The following is an 18,410-nucleotide window of genomic DNA, read 5'->3' on the forward strand; positions in this document are numbered from 1 at the left end:
CGGACTCGAAGGGAAGACCGGTGGCGGAGCACACGGTAATCGTGTCGGGAGGCAGCGGGGGACTGGGTGTCGCTGCTGTCAGGAAACTTATCGACACCGGATGGCATGTTGTTGTGCCATGGATCGCTGAGGCGGAACTCGAACGGTTGCCGCAGTCGGAACTAATTACTCTGTGCAGAGCAGATCTGTTCGTTGAAGAGCAGGTTCGGGCCGTCATCGTTGCAGCGCAACGCAACTCAGAGGCACCGTTGAAGGCCGTCGTGAACCTGGTCGGAGGATTTGCCATCGGCGACTTGGTTGCTGATACTCCGATCGATGATTTCGACCGCATGATGCAGCTAAATCTTCGGCCACTCTACCTGCTCACGCAAGCCGCACTTCCGTCGCTGATCGAAGCGGGCGGTGGCTCGATCGTGGGAGTCTCGGCGCGCTCTGCCTTCACTCCGTTCGCGGGAGCCGCCGGCTATATCACGGCCAAAGCGGCCGTGTGGGCGTTCGTGAACGCGCTTTCTGTGGAGTATCGCGACTCCGGAGTCAGGGCCAATGTCATCGTGCCGTCGGTGATCGACACCCCCGGTAACCGTGCATCGCAACCAGAGGCCTCGCGACATGGATGGGTGTCACCCGAGCGGGTTGCCGAGACGATCGCGTTCCTGGTATCCGACGCAGCGAGTTCGGTGAACGGTGCTCGAGTGCCGGTCTCCGGATAGAGCTCGGCAACAAAATGGTGGACGGCCGACGTAGCCGCTCGCCGATACGTTCCGATGTCAGCACGGACGGAGTACACGGTGTGAACGCCGCGAAGGAACACACCGCGTCAGTCCGCTCGAGAGTATGCCAGGCCAATGCGAATAAACTGAATTCGATCAGCACTCGCTGATCGCATCCGTGCCCCGAAGGAATCCGCCACGAGGCCGAATCGCGAGGAATCAGACCGAAACCGGAATGGTTCAGGCATCGAAGTCCTGCTCGGAGCGGATTGCGTGCTGTCATCGACGTGGTCAGTCGTGAATTGTGTCGCAGACGTACGACATACGCTTGATTGTGATTGGTTCTTCCGGACCTCGCGAAGGCCAACAGTTCAGATGAGGTGCCGAATGCGCGAAACGCGAGTTGCAGTGGTGACGGGATCTTCAGACGGGCTTGGGTTCGCTCTGGTCAGACATCTCGCGACCTCCCTTGGACCGGATTCAGCAGTTTACGTCACCGGCCGGAACGTAGAACGCGGTGAGGCCGCGGCACACCGCCTGCGACGGGCTGGGCATCGCGGTGCGAGATTCTCGCGTCTTGACGTCTGCGATGGAAACGACGTAGCGCAGTTCGTGTCCGATATCGGAAAAGATCACGGCGGCATCAACATCTTCATCAGCAATGCGACAGCGCATTTCAGTCGCGATAGACCACAGGCGCAAGATGTTGCCCAATTCATCGGGACCAACAACCTGGCGCTCACTCGTCTGATGCGTGAGACGAGGGACTTGCTGAGGCCCGGTGGCCGCTTCATCACGATGGCGAGCAGTTTCGGTCGTCTACGTCGTGAAGCGGCAATTGGGCACCCGCGTCTCAAGGTATTCGCTGACGTGTTCGGACAAAACTGGTCCTTCTCCGAAGATCAGGAAGCACGTCTGTCCGATGCCGCACTCACACTCGACGACATCGATGACATCATGACAGACTATGTAGACGACGTTCGTACTGGTGTCGCTGCCCAGAAGGGCTGGCCGGACTGGATCAACGTTCCCTCCAAGGCCGGTCAGATTGCAGCAACCCGTGCGTTCGCGCGTCTCTTCAACCCGGGCGATGCGGACGGTGTTCTGGTCAACGCCGTGGATCCCGGCTTCACCGACACCCCTGGCGCTCGCGGGTTCGGTCTCGACACTAGGTCCGCTCGCAACGTGGACGAGTCGGCAGCGATCGCTACGTGGGCAGCACTGCTGCCCACGGGGACGACGGCACCACATGGAGAGTTGATCAAGGATCGCCGGGTTGTGCCGTGGCCGTAGCCGGACTCCTCCGGGGCCCGAGCACCCCTCCGTGCGTAGAGGGAAAGTGATGGCAACCAATGGATTTATCGGATACCGACTCGAGCCGAACTGCCACGGAGCGCATGTTGACCGAGCAAGGAATTCGCGATGCCTGCATGCGTTACTGGGCTGGTGTGGACCAGCGCGATCCCGCGCTGTTCGCCTCCGCCTTCACCGCCGACGCAGAGATTTCACTCCTTGGCCGGGCAGTCAAGGTAACCGACCTGGTGCGACAAGGGCTCGACGGAGGCTTCACTCACTCCTCTCATAGTTTGGCGAGTCAGTCGATTACGCTCGGCCGCGCAGGAACCGCCTCAGCCATCAGCTTTGCGGTGGCACATTTGCTCGCCGCCTCAGGTTCGATCTTCGTGCGCGGACTCAGGTACGACGATGCCCTTGTCCAGGTTGAAGGTGGTTGGCGGATCAGTCGGAGAGAGCATCGAACACTTTGGCAGTACGACGTGGCATCGGTTGTTCCCCACCTCTCGTGACTGCGAGCCTTGATACTTGGACGTACCGACTGTTGCTGCTGCAGATTCACTGTCGATCGATGGCCGAAACCGGGGTGGGCCCTGCACGAACTGGTAGCCAAGCACCCCGAGGAGTCGGGTCAGGTCCTGTTAGGCATCGAAACCGACCGCGACCTTGGGCGCAGGCGCTGACGGCCGCCAGGTGGCAGGTGTACGCGGTTAACCCCCTCACGGCCGCACGCTGCCGAGACCGTCACCACGTCTCGGGCGCAAAGTTCGATCGCCGGTGACGCCAGGTAGCTCGCCATCTGGTGGACACGAACCGACACAACCACCGGCGCCACGCCGGCGACAGCCCGTCCGCCGACGCGATCAGGGTCCTTGCCCGCGGACGCCAGGATTTGATCTGGGCGCGGACTCGGTACCAATGCATTGCGCTCGGCGCTGCGCGTGCATTAGCCGGCCGCGCCGAAGTTATCGACGCCTGCACGACCGCGACGCGCTGGCCATATCCGAGCGCACCGACGGCCGCGCACCTGACCTTGTCGGTGATCCGCGCGCCCTGAGCGAGCTGGTCACCAACGCAACCTCGACACGCCTATCAACCACAAGCGAGCCACTTTTGAAAACACGGTCTGGAATTGGCACGCTGCTTCCACCGCAGGAAGTGCGGTGGTGGAGTCGGATGCAGGCTGTGGGGTTTCGCGACGGGGTTGTCGTGGGCATCGGAAACTGACTGACCGGACGGGGCGTATAGACTTTTGGGCGCAGCAGAATCTCGGTCTGACACAGCTTTTCGGAGGAGCCACTTCAATGTGCCTGTGCTCGACATCGTCGCCTGCCGCCCCACTGAGTCTCAGGACACAGGGCGAATGAGGCCCTCCTGAATTACCGAGGCCACGTGGACCCCGTCCGCGGTGTAGAACGCGCCCCGGCACAACCCCAGCCCGCCGTAGGCCGTGGGCGACACCTGGTCGTAGAGGAGCCATTCGTCGACCCTGAATGGCCGATGAAACCACACGCAGTGATCCAGGGAGGCGATCATCACGCCTGGATGGGTTGGAGGAAGGCCGTGAGGGAGGAGCGATGTAGAGAGGAATGTTAAGTCTGCGATGCAGGCCAGTAGGGCATTGTGTGTGTTCTGTCTGGAGGTGGGGAGTGGCTCGACCGCACGCATCCAAACCTGAGAGTGTGCAGTGAGACCGGTAGTGCTCGCCGGGGCGCTCGCTGGTCCCGTGGGCACGATCCGGATGTCGAGTTGCTCCCACTCGCGGTAGAACTGGGGCCACTCGTCGGGTCGATCATGGGCCAGTTCGGCTGCGCTGTGCAGGTCGTCGGGCGGCGTGGTGCTCGGGACCGGAAGCTGGTGGTCGAATCCGTCCACTTCCTCGCGATGATAGGACATGCGTGCCGAGAACAGTCGAACATCGCCCTGGTACGCGTCGACATTCCGGCTCGCGAATGAACCGCCGTCTCGTACGCGTTCGACGGCGAATCGGATCGGCCGGTCCGCGTTACCCGGACGCAGGAACTGGCACTGGACGGAGTGTGCCGGCCAGGGTTCGGGCAGAGTCTGTGAGGCGGCCTCCATCGCCATACCGGCCACCTGGCCACCGAACACTCGGGGAAGCCGGTAACGGGTCGGTTGGCCTTCGAAGACCGTCGGCGCGATCTGTTCGAGATCGATTAGCTCCAGCAGATCACTGTGCTTCACGGACATGAGTGCTCCTCGGGGCGTGTTTGTCCACGGCGGCGGTTACGGGTGGTTGGCGTCGGATCGCGGCCTGGGAGTGCCGAGGCGTCAATAGCCCAGTTTGCGGCCGACCAGATCGAGCATGATTTCGTTCGTGCCACCGTAGATCCTCTGGACACGCGCGTCGCGCCACAACCTGGCGATCTCGTATTCGTTCATGTAGCCGTAGCCACCATGCAATTGGAGGCAGCGGTCGACGATCTTCCACTGGGTTTCGGTCGTCCACCACTTCGCACCGGCGGCCTCCTCGGCCGTCAACTCGCCCGAGTTCACTCGCATGATGCACTCGTCGACATAGATCTGCATAACATCGATCTCGATCTTCATCTGTGCGAGCGCGTGACGATTGATCTGGAACCTGCCGATCTCTTGGCCGAAGGCCTTGCGTTCGTGTGCGTATTCGCTGGTGAGAGCGACGGCACGGCGTGCTTGCGCGACGGCGTGGATTCCGATCGCCAGTCGTTCGGCCGGCAGGTTACGCATCAGGTGGTAGAAGCCCCGGTTCTCTTCGCCAAGGAGGTTCTCCACCGGAACTCGCACATTGTCGAAGAATAGTTCGGCGGTGTCCGCGGCCTTCTGGCCGATCTTGTCGAGATTGCGGCCGCGGGTGAAGCCCTCCATTCCGGTTTCCAGGACGATCAGACTGATGCCCTTGTGGGGCTTCTCGGCATTGGGATCGGTGCGGCAGACGACGACGACTAGGTCGGCCAGCATTCCGTTCGAGATGAACGTCTTCGCGCCGTTGACGACGAAATGGTCACCTTCGCGTCGGGCGGACGTCTTGACGTTCGCCAGATCCGATCCGGCGCCCGGTTCCGACATCGCGATCGCCGTGATGTACTCACCGGACATGTACTTGGGCAGCCAGCGCTGCTTCTGCTCATCCGTTGTCAAATCGCGGAAATATCCGGCGAGAATGTCGTTCTGCACACCAAGGCCGATTCCGACAGAGCCTGTCGCGTGGTACTCCTCGTTGAGGATCGCGTTGAAGCGAAAATCGTCGATGTCGGAACCCCCGAACTTCTCCGGCATGTCCCACCCGATGAGGCCCAGCTTCCCGGCCTCGAGCCAGGCGTCGCGATCGGCGTAGCCACGTTCCTCCCATTCCACGGAGTGAGGTGCGCAGTGGGTCTCGAAGAACGCGCGTGCGGTGGCCCGGAACTCGTCGTGTTCGGGTTCGAAGATTTTACGTCGCATCGGTTATCCCTCCGTCTGGAACTGGAACGATGACCGCTGTGCGGTCTCGGTAATCAGCTAAGTTGAGTTTCTGTTAAAACTGTTGTGGAAACGTCCTGCAGGGAGTCAGTGGGAAACCGCGAACTCCCACACCGACCCGTCTGAGCGCATGGCGCGACGTCCGAGGTCGGTCGACCACTCGGTCGGTGTCCCGTAATCACGGTTCCAGGACAGGGCACGAGTGGTGAAGTGCCGCAGCTGGTGGTCGAGGGTGAATCCGATGGCACCGAACGCTTGGTGCACGTTGCGACTGACTCCCACCGCGGCTCGCCCGGCCTGAATCTTTGCCACGGCTGTGGCAGTCGAGGTCGTATCGGACACGAACCCGTCCTCAGCGGCGACGGTGACGGCGTGTGCGGTCGCGGCCTTCGCGGTCGTCAACAGGCCGACGGAGCGAGCGATCAGATCCTGCACCGCCTGGAACCTGCCGATCGGCCGACCGAACTGGTGCCGTTCCGAGACATGAGTGATCGCGAGATCGAGGGAGCGCTCCAGTGCACCGCAGATTTGGATCGATCGAGCCCATGCTCCCCGTGTCCGCAGCTGCATGCGAAGGTCGGACGACACCGAGGTGACATCGAGGTCCCGGCCGGCGAAGCGGACGGCGGCGCAGTTCTCGCCGGCTAGGTCGCCGACGGGCGTGATCGTCGCACGATCCAGCGGAAGGTACCCGATGAAGTCCCTCCCGACGATCAGGATGTCCGCGGCCACCGCTGCCCACGGAACTGCAGGCAAGCGGGTGTCGTCGACGGAGATATGCGAACGTGCCAGATCGAGGCAGACGGCGGTGCTCGGAGATCCCGATGGGGTTTCGCCGAGCTCGGTGAGTAGCCAGGCGCCCAGCAGATCGGTTTCGGCGAGGGGGGCAGGAAGTGCATGGAATCCGGCGCGATCGAGTAGGATGGATGCTTCCATGAGTCCGGCGCCGCTACCGCCCGAAGACTCGGGTGTGGTCAACAGTGTGAGACCGGCCTCGCCGAGAAGGTTCCATGCGTCGACCGAAAATGGGAGGGACACAGTCGGACTGTGGAGGTGAGGCTCGACGATCGATGCGAACATGTCGTCGGCCAGTTCGCGCAACGCGTTGATTTCGTCCGCGGTCGGTACGTGCAAGGTCGATGTCATCGAAGTCCCAATCCTCGGGCGATGACCCCGCGGAGAATCTCGCTGGTGCCACCGCGAAGTGTAAAACCGGGGGAGTGCAGCAGAGCTTCGGCAAGGAGCCGGGAGATCTCGTCGTCCGACTCCAAATCAGGACGGACCTCGGGAATCAGCTCGGCGCACTCGCTCACTAGGCGTTGCTCGTAGGACGTCCCGATCTCCTTGACCACGGCCGCGCTCAGATCGGCCGACTCGTTACCGGATAGCGCACGCGCGACGGAACCGGAGAGGTGGCGCAACGTCATCAGGTCGGCGACAAGGCCGCCGAGGGTCGTCATCGCACCGCTGTTCTCGGGGTTCAGTCGGGTCGCGACACTGTCGAGTAGCGGTTGCGGTGAGAGGAACCGCTCCGGCCCACTCCGTTCGAAACCGAGTTCCGACCCGACCTGGCCCCAGCCCGAACCTATGGCGCCCACGACCATGTCATCGGGTACGAAGACGCGGTCGAGGACGACCTCGTTGAAGTGGTGCTGTCCGGTCAGTAATTTGATCGGTCTGATCTCGATGCCCGGCGAGTCGAGGGGGACGAGGAATTGGCTCAGGCCGTCGTGGCGGTGGGTCGGATCGAGTTCCGACGTACGGGCGAGGACGAAGAAGGCTTCGCTGTGGTGGGCTCCGGAAGTCCAGACCTTGGTCCCGGTGACGTGCCATCCGCCGTCAGCGCGAACGCCCCGGGTGCGCACTGCGGCCAGGTCGGAACCGGCCTCAGGTTCGCTCATTCCGATCGCGAAGTGACAAGTGCCGTTCGCGATCCGGGTCAGATAGCGCTCACGTTGGACGGTGTTCCCGTGCCGGACCAGTGCCGGGGCGACCTGCCGGTCAGCGACCCAGTGGGCGGCGACGGGGGCACCGTGGGCAAGGAGTTCCTCGGTGACGACAAAACGTTCCAGGTGGGTACGTCCCGGACCCCCGAAGTCGGTAGGGATTGTCATACCGACCCAACCCTGACGGGCGAGACGTTGGCTGAAGCCGGGATCCCACGAGGAGATCCAGGAGTCCACACGGGACTCCCACCGGTATTGCTCGCGATCCGCAGCGAGGAATTCCCTGACCGCTCTGCGGAGGTCAATTGTCTCCGCAGGGAGCGGGACAACATCCGGGACTAATCCAATCATGGTCGGAACCACCTCTTGCTCGATAGGTGTTGCGCGGCGCCGTGGATTCGGGAGGGACCACGGCGCCGTGCTCGATCAGCCGACGGTCAGGCGCCGGTGAACAGTCCTATTCCGTTGTCGCGCAAGAACAGTTTTCGTCGTTCTTCTCCGAGCCCTTCGGCCTTCTGGAAGAAGTCGGCCGGTTCACGCAGACCCTCGGCGTGCGGCCAGTCCGAACCCATGACCAGGCAGTCCACCGTGCCGAGCTTGTCGGCCATGTTGACCGTGTCGTCCTCCGGGTACGGGACTACGCGGATGTGGTTCTTGAAGATCGTGCTCGGCCGCTCGGACAGCTGGCCTCCGAGCCAGCGGCCGTTCCGTGCCATGCCGCGACTCTTGTCCATGTGCCGGATGAAGTGCGGAACCCACTCGGCTCCGAACTCGCTGACAAGGACCTTGATATTCGGGAAGCGGCCGAACAGGTTGTCGAAGATCAGGGCCGACAGGGTGTCGGTGATTGGCCGCTCGCCGTAGGTGTTCTGCCACTGCCATGCGGAGAACTGGAAGGGCGGAACCAACTTCCAGCCCCAGTCTGCGGCGACATTGGCCTGATAGTAGAACTCCGAGATGTGGTACGAGACGACAACCTTCGCCTCGTTGACGCGGGCCCAGAACGGGTCGAAGTAGGGATCACCGGGGGATCGGCCGTAAGCAGGGCCGGCAGGGAGCATGATGAACCGCGCGCCCGCGTTCAGAACTCGGTCCAACTCGGCACAGGCCCGATCAAGGTCGCGCAACGACAGCAACGCAGGAGCGTGGATTGTGTCCTTGTAGCAAAAGCCCCAGTCCTCGTCGATCCAACGGTTGAACGACTCGAGGTTGTCGTAGAGAACCTCCACGTCGTCGAGGTAGGCCTCCGCGAGCAGTCCCCAGCCGCCCGGGTACATCACGGTCTTCTCGATCTGCTGCTCGGCGAGTTGGATGAGACGCTTGTCCCGGTCGCGGTACTCCGGCTGGATGGGTTCGTAGAACCGCTCGGCGTCGGTAGCGTTACCTGAAGCCCGTTGCTTGAGCATCTCGACCAGAGATCCCGGTACGTAGGCCTGTTCGAGGTCTGCTTCGAGGGCGGTGACGATGCGGTCGTTCGCAAGCAGGACCTTACGGTCGAACCCGGGTGCTTCGATCGGCCGTACCGCCGTGTGCAGCTTGTTCTTCGGCATGAAGCGTGTGAATGCGTCCGGTGCCTCGTAGGAGTGCTGGTCGAAGTCTGTCAGTAGGTAGGGGAGCTTTCCCACAGAGTTCTGGATCAGCGCCATTGCTCACCTCCGGGTGTGTCGTCTCGGCAGGGCGATGTTTGGTGGAGATCCCCACCGTTGATTTGGTGGAAGAGTTCCACCGTTGTGAGACAGAGTATCAGTCTGAGATGCTGTCGCGCAATGGCTATACCGGTATATAATTAAGCTTATCAGCGAGGGTGTTCTGCCCGAACACCATGACCAGGGACGCACTTTTGGAGGTAGGTACATGGAACCTAACCGGGTCGGAAGCGACTCCGTTCTTCGCCACGCGAGCAGGGATTTTCGCCCAATGGAAGGCGGCCGAAGGCTGGTGATGCCGCGTGCCGGCGTCCTGCCGGGCAGGTCTGCGGACGAGATAGTGGCGTTCGCTCGGATGTGGTTGCCCTACGGTGGGGCTCCCGCCGAGGAGATCTTCGAGCAATTCGGCATGTCGACGCGCCGCTTCCGTGAAGCGCTCTGGGCAAGTGTCCGTGCTACCGGTGCGGATTTGAGCGACCAGATAGCCCTCGCCGCCGTCTATCCGCGCGTGTAGGCGCGGGTCGGACCTCGCGCGTCCGGCTCACCGGCCCTCTGGGCCGCACAGACGAAGCGCGTCAGCGAACTGATCCCCGAGAATCCGTTCGATGGTGGTGTCCTCCGGGCTGGCCTGCCATGCCCAAAGGGCGGCCGCGAGGCAGGCCACGGCGAGGTTGGCGAGAAGAATATCCGTTGTGGCGGGGGACTGCTCATCGCGTTCCCGCGCGAGCTGCCGGGCGATGCCACGTTCCCACCGCAGTCGCATTCGCATGCTGCGTGCCTCGAGTTCACGGGTGGTCATGACCAGACGTGTCAGGCGCTGTCCCTCCGAGGAATCGTCGTCGAGCAGACCGCGACCGAAGCGGGCCACCGGTGATGCCAGGGCGGCGAGGTTCTGGCGCGGGTCTTCCCGTTCGGCGATGTGTGCCACCATCTCGGCGACCGCGTCGGTCTCGTTGGTGAACAGCACTTCCTCCTTGGACCCGTAGTAGCGAAAGAAGGTCGCGCGTGACACCTCTGCCAGCTCCGTGATCTCGTCGACACCAGTGGCGTCGTAGCCTTGCTTCTCGAAGAGCTCCAAAGCGGCATTCTCGATGTCGCGGCGCGTCCGGGTTCGGTTCCGTTCGCGAAGCGACGTCATGATGTCTACTCTCCTGTTCGGGTGCTGTGCCATGCACGATGGGATAGAGCGACGATAGCAATGTCGAGCTGTCGAGGATGTGGTCGTCGGGTGGCTAGCTGCTACCGCTGCGAAGAAGCGCCCGTTGCAGCTTGCCTGCCGAGGTGCGGGGGAGCCGATCGACGAAGACGACCTTGCGAGGAAGTTTGTAGCTTGCTAAGCGATCCGCGAGGTCGGCCAGCAAATCGTCCGGCGAGACCGGCTCGGAAGCGACCACGAATGCGACAACCTGTTCGCCGCGCCGTTCGTCGGGGCGCCCGATAACTGCGGCGTCCGTCACTGCGGGATGGCGGAGGAGCTCGATCTCGACCTCGGCCGGCGCTACCTGGAATCCCGACACCTTGATCATGTCCTTTCGGCGGTCGACAATCCACAGACGGCCATCGGGATCGATCCGGCCCACGTCCCCTGTGCGGAACCACCCACCGGGGAGAAACGTCTCGTCGGCGGAATCCGCGGGTTGCGTCGTGTAGCCGCTCGCCACACACGGGCTGCGCACCTCGATTTCGTTGTCCACACCGAGCCGAATCTCGGTGCCTGCGGTTGCGAATCCGGGTGAGTCCAGGCGCCACAGGGCAGGCGAATCGACCGGGTTGAAAGCAGTCGCAAATGCTTCGGTCATGCCATACGAGCAGAGAAATCCGATTCCGGTTCGGGACGTGATCACCGACGCAAGGTGCTCCGGAACGGCGCTTCCTCCCCACATGAAGAACCGAAGACCGGGGAAGTCTCGCCGGCCCAGGGTGGGGAGTTCCGCCAAGCGGTTGGCCACACTGCCGGCAAGAGGCCACACTGTGACGGCGTCCTCCCTGAGTTGCCGGATGCACTGGTCGAAGTCGAACCGCTCGAACAGGGTGACCTTCGCCCCCGCGGATACTGCGGCGCCCATCATGGACGTACCGAAGATATGGCACAGCGGCAGGGAGATCTGGAGTCGATCCTTTTCCGTCAGGTTCAGATGCCGTACGAGCTGGCCGATGCCGCCCGCCAGGCTTGCGTGGGTGTGTACCACACCTTTAGGGAGGCCTGTCGTGCCAGAGGAGAATGGAATGCACAGTTCACGGCGCGAATTCCCGGAGCCGGACTCCTGGTCCGTCGAGATCACCGGAATCTCGGTGCCGCACGGACTCGTGCGGATTTCCTCGGCGCGAATGCAGACAGGAAAACCGCCTGCCATCCGCTCGTGCCGTGCCGCGACGATCGCTGCTTGCGCACCGACCGGCGCGAGCGTACGCCGGAGCTCCCCGTCGGTCCAGTAGGGGTTCGGTGTCACGAACGCCGCGCCGATCCGGGCGAGTGCGAACTGCGCAAAGACATACTCAGGGCTGTTCTCCAACAGAAGCACGGTACGCATTCCGGCACGTATACCGGCGTCAAAAAGTAGAAGTTCGGTTCGATGGACGGCGCGGTCGAACTCACGGAATGTCCATCGCTCTCCTTCGAATTCGAGAGCGACCCGCTCAGGCCACCGCTCGGCGGCTCGTGCCGGAAGCGATGCGTAGTCGGTTAATCGTTTGATCATGCGCGGTGTGGATTCGCGGTCTGCAGCGGTCCGGCAGCTTTCCAGTCCTCGATGTCAGGGCCCGGTTTCGCCGCCGGGAACTTGTCCTCGTGCAGCGCCGTCCAGTGTGCATGACCCAGCTGGTGCAGACCGAAACTGTGGCGGAGCGACTCCTGAAATCCCATCGCATCCACTGCGCCATTGACCGAGTCCTTGATCAGGAGGCGGGCCATCGCCGGCCGGCGGGCGATGCGACTCGCGAACTCGACGGTACGCTCGCCGAGTTCCTCCCCGGGGAACACCTTGGACACCATGCCGATCCGGTGCGCCTCCTCCGCATCGATGGCATCTCCGGTCAGGAGGAGCTCCTTCGCCCTGCGCGGACCGAACTCGAACGGGTGCGCCATGTACTCCACCCCGGGCATCCCCAGCCGAACCGCCACGACATCGGCGAACAACGTGTCCTCCGCAGCCACAATGAGGTCGCATGCCCACATCAGCATGAGCCCGGCCGAAATCACCTTGCCGTGGACCTGCGCGATGGTGATCTTTCGCAACTCCCGCCACCGCCGGGTGCACTCGAAGTAGTAGTGCCACTCCTGCCTCATACGGCGCTCGACGTGAGACTCCGCCGTACCACCGTCGATGCGGAACGTCGGATGCTGGCGGGGCCCGGGCAACTCCTCGAGTGCCGCGATCTCGGAGCCCATATCGTGACCGGACGAGAATCCGGCTCCGCTGCCGGACAGAATGATCACATCGATCGAATCGTCCTGCTCGGCTCGCCGGAACGCATCGTCAAGCTCGGTCAGAAGACCTCGGTTCTGTGCGTTCCTCGTCTCGGGACGATCGAGGACGATGCGAGCGATGTTGCCCGCACCTACCCTCTCGTACCGGATGAATGTGTAGGTCATCTCGAGTCCTTCATTCTGTTTCTGACATCACAATTGCAGCGGGCGCCGTTGGATACCCGGTCGGGGACCTGTACCGGTGGTCGTCAACTCACACCGCGCAGGTCGTGTGGTGGCGAGCGATGCAGCGGGAGTCGACTATCCGGGGTTTCATCAGACGACGCCCAATTTGCGCAGACGGGCAACATCTTCCGTACCCTTGCCGAGGACTCCGGACAGAATTTCGTCGGTGTGCTCACCGAGATTCGGCGGCCGACGGTACTCCGCGATCGGCGTCTGCGAGAGCCGAATCGGGTTCCGGAGCAGGTCGAGCTCGTCGTCCTCGTCGCGCTGGAGCATCCCACGGTGGACAACCTGAGGATTCGCGAACACCTCGGGGATCGAGTTCACCGGACTGCATGGAACGCCCGCCTCCTCCAACCGTTCCACCCAATGCGCAGCCGGGTGCTGTCGGAAGATCGCTGACAGCTCGTCGAGAACGAGATCGCGATTCTCGATGCGGGCCGAGACGGTCGCGAACCGCGGTTCGTCGACGAGTTCGTCCCGTCCGAGAGCCCGTGCGAGTGCCGCGAATTGAGGTGCTGTGCTCGCGACGACGAAGATGTCCTCACCATCCGCGCACTCGAAGGCCTGGGACGGGATGCCGCCGAAGCCACCGTTGCCGCGGCGAGGGGCGGGAACGCCGGAGACGAGGTAGTTCTGCACGTAGTGCGAGAGGGAGGCCAGCCCGCAGTCGAGCAGCGATATGTCGATGTACTGACCGGCGCCGTCCGCGACATCGCGGTGCCGAAGAGCAGCCAGGATGGCGGAGGTCGTGTAGAGGCCGGTGATGACGTCGACCATCGAGACACCGACCTTCATCGGGCCCGCTCCGGGCTCGCCGTCAGGAAGGCCGGACACGCTCATCATGCCGCACATTGCCTGGAAGACCCCGTCGTATCCGGCACGCGATGCATAAGGGCCGTCCTGACCGAAGCCCGTCACGGAGCAGTAGATCAGGCCGGGATTGACCTCACGCAGTTCCTCGTAGCCGAGCCCGTACTTCGACAGCACCCCGGTTCGAAAGTTCTCGATAAGTACGTCGGACTCGGCGGCGAGTGCGCGAATCAGATCGGCACCCTCCGTCCGTGAGTGATCGACCGTGATGGATCTCTTGTTCCGGTTCGTGCTCAAGTAGAAGCCGGACGTGCGATCCTCGGGATCGCCCAGGAACGGGGGGCCGTACTGTCGGGCGTCGTCACCGGAGCCTGGGCGCTCCACCTTGATGATGTCGGCGCCGAGATCGCCGAGGATCTGTGTGGCGAACGGAGCGGCCAGGATGCGGCTGAGATCCAGAATGCGTATCCCGCTCAGCGCGCCTGCGGCTGGATTGGCAGAGCGGGTCATCGGCGGGGCTCCTTCGGAAGATTCAGCACACGCTCGCTAATGATGTTTTTTTGGATTTCACTGGCGCCCGCATAGATCGTTTCTGCGCGACTTCGGATGAATGCGCGACGCATCGCCGTCGCCTCGTCGATGGTCACTTCCTGGGCGTTCGGATCACCGTCCGTTCGCCAGTCCGTTCCGAGCAGAGCCTCCGGACCGAGCACGTCCATTGCTACGTCGGTGAACTTCTGGTGCCATTTCGACCAGTAGTACTTGCCGATCGAGGCCTCCGGGCCGAACTTGCCCTCGCGCAGCGCGGTGGTCAATGTCCGCAGATTGTTGTATGCCATGATCTGCAGGCCGATATACGAGTCGACAATCCGGCTCCGCAGCGCCGGATCGTCGAGTGCACCGCGATGCCGGGCGAGCGTGTCCAGATGCTTCATCTCGCGGACGAACGAGAACTGGTAGTTGAGTACCGACGTGGCCCGCTCATGCCCGAGGGTGGTCATCGCGGCGCCCCAACCGACACCCACCGGACCGAGGACGTTGTCCTGAGAGGTGCGGGCATCGTCGAAGAAGACCTCGTTGAAGCCGCTGTCCCCGAGCATTGTTCGAATGGGCCCGACGGTGACACCCGGTTGGTCCATTGGAATGAGCAGATAGGACAGACCGGCGTGCTTAGAGGAGTGAGGGTCCGTCCGCACGATGGCAAACATCCAGTTCGCGTGGTGGGCGAAGGTGGTCCAGATCTTCTGACCGTTGATCACCCACTCCGTTCCGTCGAGCTGCGCCCGAGTTCCCACATTGGCGAGGTCGGAGCCTGCACCGGGCTCGGAGTACCCCTGGCACCAGACCACCTCGCCGCGGGACATGGGTAGCAAGAGTCGCTTCTTCTGTTCCTCGGTGCCGTAGCTCAAGGCCGTCGGCGCCATCAATGTCTCTCCGTGAAAGGCGGCGCGTGGGGGGGCGCCGGAACGCGCATACTCCATCGCGAAGATGATTTCTTGGGTCATGGTGGCGCCGCGGCCACCATATTCGGGTGGCCACGAGAGGCCGAGCCAGTTGCCGCGGCCGAGTTCGTGCTCCCAGGCGCGACGCAACTCCCAGTTGTCATCGTCGTCGGGACCGCCACGGTCGGCCTGGCCGGCGAACTCCCCGATCAGGTGGTCGGCGAACCAGGTCCGTACCTCCTCTCGGAAGTCACGGTCGGCGTCGGAAAGGGTGAGCCCGCCGAAACTGTCTACTGAGGCATCCATGGTCGTATAGTACAATTAGTTATCGAATTAGACGAGATGCGTGGGTGAAAAGGTCGGAAAACCTCAAGGCCCGGACCCAAGCGGAGTGGTGTGGAGGAGTGATCAATGCAGGAAATCTACTGGACGTTCGACGAGGGCGTCGGCACGATCACGCTCAACCGGCCGGATGCCCGTAACGCTTTCACTTTCGCGATGATTCGCGAGTGGGAGCGTCTGATCCGTCACGCAGGCGACGATGACGACGTCCGTGTCGTCGTCCTGACGGGGGCAGGCGACAAGGCGTTCTGCTCGGGTGTGGATCTGGGACAGATCTCCAATGCCGATTCCGGACTGACTCCGATCGAGCGAAAAGCACAGCTACACGATGAGATACATAGAGTGGCCCGGGCAATGGCAACTCTCGACAAACCGGTGATCGCCGCGATCAACGGCGTGGCGGTCGGAGCAGGCCTCGACATGGCCCTCATGTGTGACATGCGGATCATGTCGTCGACCGCATCACTGTCCGAGGGATATATCCGTGTCGGGCTGACGCCCGGCGACGGTGGAGCCTATTATCTGCCGAGAATCGTCGGCACGTCCAAGGCGCTGGAGATGCTGCTGACTGGCGACTTCGTCTCGGCGGACGAGGCCCTTCGCATCGGATTGGTCAACCGAGTAGCGCCAGCGGAAGACTTCGCAGATGAGACCCGTGCGTTCGCGCAGTCCATCGCACGGCACGCGCCGCTGACGAGCCGGATGATCAAGCGGATTACTTACCAGTCGGCCGACGCAGATCTGAATACCGCACTCGATCTTGCGTCCTCACACTTCGCCGTCATCGCGGCGACCGAGGACTCGGCCGAGGCGTTATCGGCGATGAAGGAGAAGCGGGTACCGGTCTATCGAGGCCGGTAGCCCTCTGATGAGACCGCCGCAAAGTCGGTCAGGCCAAAGGGGATCGTGCGGCGATGTGCCGACCCCGACGATAGCGAGGAGATGGACATGACAGATCAAACGGCGGCGTCCGCGGAGCCGGAAGTGTTCGATGCCTGGATCAACCTGCCGTACCAGCCGGGAGAGGTCACGCCCGACCCCTCCGTTGTGGCGAGGTTCAAACGGGGAAACAGCGCCTACGAGGGCGGTGAGACGATCGCCGATGTAGTAGCCGAGATGGACCGACTAGGTATCGCGTCCGGCGTGCTGACCAAGGTGCCACGCGACATCACGCCCCCGTTCGTGCACGGCACGAAGTCCGGCGAGCAGGTACTACGCGAGACGTGTGCGCGGCTGGCCGAGATTCAGCGTGACTACCCGGGTCGCTTCGTCACCTCGGTCGGCATCGACCCACGACTAGGTTACGACGCCGCACGGCATGTTCGTATCGCAGTGCGGGAGTACGGGATCAAGTGTATCCGTATCATTCCGATGTTCACCGGCATCGCCATCGACGACAAGCTGGCCTACCCGGCCTATACCGCCGCCTGCGACGAGGGTGCGGTCGTCTCGATCAATGTCGGCGTACCGGGGCCGATGAAGCCCGCGAAGCTTCAGCGCACGATTCTGATTGATGAGGTCGCCCTCACCTTCCCGGACCTGAAGCTCGTGATGAGCCATTTGGGTGACCCGTGGATCAGCGAGACGATCGCCATGCTGATCAAGCACCCCAACGTTTTCGCCATGACGGCGGGATGGGCTCCGAAGTACGTCCCCGAGGAAATTCTCACATTTGCGCAACGCCGCAATCCCCGCAAGCTCATGTGGGCCTCGGACTATCCGATCCTGCCGATGGAACGCACGATCGAGGAGGGCCGCGCCCTGCCTCTTGCGGGGGCCGCCCGGGACGGCTACCTCGGTGCCAACGCAGTCGAGGTCTTCGGGAAGCCGAGTTGATCATTTTACCGACCGTTTAGGATCAGGATTCCACGACATGGACAACGATTTCGCCCCGAACGTCGCCGACTTCCGTGAGGAGATCCGAACGTGGTTCTCCGAGCATCTGGTCGGAGACTTTGCCGCGCACCGCGGTGTCGGCAGTCCCACCGACGACACCGCATGGGATCTCCGGGTCGAATGGGAGCGCGAACTCTCCCGAGACGGCTGGCTGGGTTTGACGTGGCCCACTCGCTACGGCGGTAGAGGGCTCGGTCTCGCCGAGGAGATCGTATTCGAGTACGAGTACGCGCGTGCTGCTGCACCGGCGAGGGTCAGCACCCAGGCGCTCGATCTGCTCGGTCCGACGCTGATCGCCTGTGGCACCGAAGAACAACGCCAACGCTTCCTGCCGAAGATCCTCGCGGTCGAGGAGATGTGGGGGCAGGGGTGGAGCGAACCCGGTGCGGGTTCGGACCTGGCCGACGTGCGCACACGCGCCACTCTGGATGCCGAGAATGTATGGCACGTCAACGGCCAGAAGATCTGGACCACCTTTGGGCATAACGCGGACTGGCTCTACGTGCTCTGCCGTACCGATCCCGATCTGTCGTTGCGCCACCGGGGATTGTCGCTGCTCCTGATCGACGTCGCCCAGGACGGAGTCGAGATCCGGCCAATCGAGAACATCGTCCGGTCGACCGAGTTCAGCGAGTGCTTCTTCAACGATGCACAGACTCCGCTCGATCTCACCGTGGGTGAGATCAACGGTGGATGGCCGGTCGTGATTACGACCCTCGGGTTCGAGCGAGGGAGCGCCCTGATGCCGCTACAGCTCGGTATGGAACGGGAGTACGACGCCATGCTCGACCTGGCCCGACGCGGTGGTGCGATTGACGATCCCGCGATCCGCCGACGCCTCGTGGACGTGTACATCGGCGTCAAGCTCATGCGCGCGACGAACCTACGGGTGGTCGCGGACCTCCTCGACGACGAAGCCCCGGAGCCGGGCGCAGCGACGGCCGCCGCTTCCGTTACGACGAAACTCTTCGCCTCGACGCACCATCAGCGCATGGGCGAGCTCGCCATGGACATCGTGGGAGCGGAATCATTGTTCGAGGGAACCGAGCCTGCCGCAGGAATGCGAAAGCTGTTCCTGTCGTCACGCGCGGAGACCATCTACGGTGGCACCGCCGAGATCCAGCGCAATATTGCCTCCGAGCGCCTGCTGGGACTTCCGCGCTGATCGTCCCCTCCCACCCGGACGGCGATCGAACACTGATGGGCTGTGG

General features: G+C 62.9%; 17 protein-coding genes and 1 pseudogene. 8 read left to right on the forward strand and 10 right to left on the reverse strand.

Features of this window, described 5'->3' with window-relative positions; all coding sequences use genetic code 11:
• Positions 1–20 precede the first annotated feature (20 nt).
• The 4 genes and pseudogenes from ACFVJ3_RS31420 to ACFVJ3_RS31435 all read left to right on the forward strand — a co-directional run.
• Positions 21–710: an SDR family NAD(P)-dependent oxidoreductase gene (locus ACFVJ3_RS31420; RefSeq protein WP_378455788.1), complete on the forward strand. Its 690-nt coding sequence runs from the start codon at positions 21–23 to the stop codon at positions 708–710.
• 387 nt (positions 711–1,097) lie between these two features.
• Positions 1,098–2,003 carry an SDR family NAD(P)-dependent oxidoreductase gene (locus ACFVJ3_RS31425; RefSeq protein WP_378455789.1) on the forward strand — a complete coding sequence of 302 codons (906 nt, stop codon included), beginning with the start codon at positions 1,098–1,100 and terminating at the stop codon, positions 2,001–2,003.
• 104 nt (positions 2,004–2,107) lie between these two features.
• Positions 2,108–2,515 (forward strand): nuclear transport factor 2 family protein, encoded by a 408-nt coding sequence (locus ACFVJ3_RS31430; protein ID WP_378455790.1) that lies wholly within the window; start codon positions 2,108–2,110, stop codon positions 2,513–2,515.
• Positions 2,516–2,599: 84 nt separating this feature from the next.
• Positions 2,600–3,091 (forward strand): annotated as a pseudogene (locus tag ACFVJ3_RS31435) (transposase); the annotation flags it as partial.
• Between the two features lie 259 nt (positions 3,092–3,350).
• On the opposite strand, the gene ACFVJ3_RS31440 reads toward ACFVJ3_RS31435, so the two are convergent.
• The 5 genes from ACFVJ3_RS31440 to ACFVJ3_RS31460 all read right to left on the reverse strand — a co-directional run bounded on the left by ACFVJ3_RS31440 (position 3,351) and on the right by ACFVJ3_RS31460 (position 9,054).
• On the reverse strand, positions 3,351–4,214 hold the full coding sequence (locus ACFVJ3_RS31440) for an acyl-CoA thioesterase (RefSeq protein ID WP_378455791.1): 864 nt from the start codon (positions 4,212–4,214) through the stop codon (positions 3,351–3,353).
• A gap of 81 nt (positions 4,215–4,295) precedes the next feature.
• Positions 4,296–5,444 carry an acyl-CoA dehydrogenase family protein gene (locus ACFVJ3_RS31445; protein ID WP_378455792.1) on the reverse strand — a complete coding sequence of 383 codons (1,149 nt, stop codon included), beginning with the start codon at positions 5,442–5,444 and terminating at the stop codon, positions 4,296–4,298.
• 105 nt (positions 5,445–5,549) lie between these two features.
• Entirely contained in the window at positions 5,550–6,608 is a 1,059-nt protein-coding gene (locus tag ACFVJ3_RS31450) for an acyl-CoA dehydrogenase family protein (protein WP_378455793.1), read from the reverse strand.
• Positions 6,605–7,759, reverse strand: a complete 1,155-nt coding sequence (locus ACFVJ3_RS31455; protein ID WP_378455794.1) for an acyl-CoA dehydrogenase family protein — start codon at positions 7,757–7,759, stop codon at positions 6,605–6,607. Before ACFVJ3_RS31455 ends, ACFVJ3_RS31450 begins: the two co-directional genes overlap by 4 nt.
• An 86-nt stretch (positions 7,760–7,845) precedes the next feature.
• Entirely contained in the window at positions 7,846–9,054 is a 1,209-nt protein-coding gene (locus ACFVJ3_RS31460) for an amidohydrolase family protein (protein WP_378455795.1), read from the reverse strand.
• A 292-nt stretch (positions 9,055–9,346) separates the two neighbouring features.
• On the opposite strand from ACFVJ3_RS31460, the gene ACFVJ3_RS31465 reads away from it, so the two are divergent.
• Positions 9,347–9,568 (forward strand): hypothetical protein, encoded by a 222-nt coding sequence (locus tag ACFVJ3_RS31465; protein ID WP_378455796.1) that lies wholly within the window; start codon positions 9,347–9,349, stop codon positions 9,566–9,568.
• Positions 9,569–9,595: 27 nt separating this feature from the next.
• On the opposite strand, the gene ACFVJ3_RS31470 is transcribed toward ACFVJ3_RS31465, so the two are convergent.
• From ACFVJ3_RS31470 to ACFVJ3_RS31490, 5 genes are all read right to left on the reverse strand, one after another.
• On the reverse strand, positions 9,596–10,192 hold the full coding sequence (locus tag ACFVJ3_RS31470) for a TetR family transcriptional regulator (RefSeq protein ID WP_378455797.1): 597 nt from the start codon (positions 10,190–10,192) through the stop codon (positions 9,596–9,598).
• 94 nt (positions 10,193–10,286) lie between these two features.
• Positions 10,287–11,753 carry a class I adenylate-forming enzyme family protein gene (locus ACFVJ3_RS31475; protein ID WP_378455798.1) on the reverse strand — a complete coding sequence of 489 codons (1,467 nt, stop codon included), beginning with the start codon at positions 11,751–11,753 and terminating at the stop codon, positions 10,287–10,289.
• Entirely contained in the window at positions 11,750–12,646 is an 897-nt protein-coding gene (locus ACFVJ3_RS31480) for an enoyl-CoA hydratase (RefSeq protein WP_159923481.1), read from the reverse strand. Before ACFVJ3_RS31480 ends, ACFVJ3_RS31475 begins: the two co-directional genes overlap by 4 nt.
• Before the next feature lie 150 nt (positions 12,647–12,796).
• Positions 12,797–14,029 carry a CaiB/BaiF CoA transferase family protein gene (locus ACFVJ3_RS31485; protein ID WP_378455799.1) on the reverse strand — a complete coding sequence of 411 codons (1,233 nt, stop codon included), beginning with the start codon at positions 14,027–14,029 and terminating at the stop codon, positions 12,797–12,799.
• Positions 14,026–15,267: an acyl-CoA dehydrogenase family protein gene (locus ACFVJ3_RS31490; RefSeq protein WP_378455800.1), complete on the reverse strand. Its 1,242-nt coding sequence runs from the start codon at positions 15,265–15,267 to the stop codon at positions 14,026–14,028. Before ACFVJ3_RS31490 ends, ACFVJ3_RS31485 begins: the two co-directional genes overlap by 4 nt.
• Before the next feature lie 105 nt (positions 15,268–15,372).
• On the opposite strand from ACFVJ3_RS31490, the gene ACFVJ3_RS31495 reads away from it, so the two are divergent.
• From ACFVJ3_RS31495 to ACFVJ3_RS31505, 3 genes are all read left to right on the forward strand, one after another.
• The gene (locus ACFVJ3_RS31495; protein ID WP_378455801.1) at positions 15,373–16,164 is read left to right on the forward strand and encodes an enoyl-CoA hydratase/isomerase family protein; all 792 of its coding nucleotides are present in this window, start codon (positions 15,373–15,375) and stop codon (positions 16,162–16,164) included.
• A gap of 87 nt (positions 16,165–16,251) precedes the next feature.
• Entirely contained in the window at positions 16,252–17,139 is an 888-nt protein-coding gene (locus tag ACFVJ3_RS31500; protein ID WP_271213560.1) for an amidohydrolase family protein, read from the forward strand.
• A 37-nt stretch (positions 17,140–17,176) separates the two neighbouring features.
• Positions 17,177–18,364, forward strand: coding sequence for an acyl-CoA dehydrogenase family protein (locus ACFVJ3_RS31505; protein WP_378455802.1), 1,188 nt, complete (start codon positions 17,177–17,179; stop codon positions 18,362–18,364).
• Positions 18,365–18,410: the final 46 nt, after the last annotated feature.

It is taken from the genome of Rhodococcus sp. NPDC127593, from assembly GCF_042671975.1.
Taxonomy (GTDB): Bacteria; Actinomycetota; Actinomycetes; order Mycobacteriales; family Mycobacteriaceae; genus Rhodococcus_F.

Bases quoted from the DNA above. Each gene is read 5' to 3' on its own strand.
- ACFVJ3_RS31425 (WP_378455789.1), top strand. From the start codon at position 1,098: ATGCGCGAAACGCGAGTTGCAGTGGTGACGGGATCTTCAGACGGGCTT.
- ACFVJ3_RS31430 (WP_378455790.1), top strand. From the start codon at position 2,108: ATGTTGACCGAGCAAGGAATTCGCGATGCCTGCATGCGTTACTGGGCT.
- ACFVJ3_RS31440 (WP_378455791.1), bottom strand. From the start codon at position 4,214: ATGTCCGTGAAGCACAGTGATCTGCTGGAGCTAATCGATCTCGAACAG.
- ACFVJ3_RS31445 (WP_378455792.1), bottom strand. From the start codon at position 5,444: ATGCGACGTAAAATCTTCGAACCCGAACACGACGAGTTCCGGGCCACC.
- ACFVJ3_RS31450 (WP_378455793.1), bottom strand. From the start codon at position 6,608: ATGACATCGACCTTGCACGTACCGACCGCGGACGAAATCAACGCGTTG.
- ACFVJ3_RS31455 (WP_378455794.1), bottom strand. From the start codon at position 7,759: ATGATTGGATTAGTCCCGGATGTTGTCCCGCTCCCTGCGGAGACAATT.
- ACFVJ3_RS31460 (WP_378455795.1), bottom strand. From the start codon at position 9,054: ATGGCGCTGATCCAGAACTCTGTGGGAAAGCTCCCCTACCTACTGACA.
- ACFVJ3_RS31470 (WP_378455797.1), bottom strand. From the start codon at position 10,192: ATGACGTCGCTTCGCGAACGGAACCGAACCCGGACGCGCCGCGACATC.
- ACFVJ3_RS31475 (WP_378455798.1), bottom strand. From the start codon at position 11,753: ATGATCAAACGATTAACCGACTACGCATCGCTTCCGGCACGAGCCGCC.
- ACFVJ3_RS31480 (WP_159923481.1), bottom strand. From the start codon at position 12,646: ATGACCTACACATTCATCCGGTACGAGAGGGTAGGTGCGGGCAACATC.
- ACFVJ3_RS31485 (WP_378455799.1), bottom strand. From the start codon at position 14,029: ATGACCCGCTCTGCCAATCCAGCCGCAGGCGCGCTGAGCGGGATACGC.
- ACFVJ3_RS31490 (WP_378455800.1), bottom strand. From the start codon at position 15,267: ATGGATGCCTCAGTAGACAGTTTCGGCGGGCTCACCCTTTCCGACGCC.
- ACFVJ3_RS31495 (WP_378455801.1), top strand. From the start codon at position 15,373: ATGCAGGAAATCTACTGGACGTTCGACGAGGGCGTCGGCACGATCACG.
- ACFVJ3_RS31500 (WP_271213560.1), top strand. From the start codon at position 16,252: ATGACAGATCAAACGGCGGCGTCCGCGGAGCCGGAAGTGTTCGATGCC.
- ACFVJ3_RS31505 (WP_378455802.1), top strand. From the start codon at position 17,177: ATGGACAACGATTTCGCCCCGAACGTCGCCGACTTCCGTGAGGAGATC.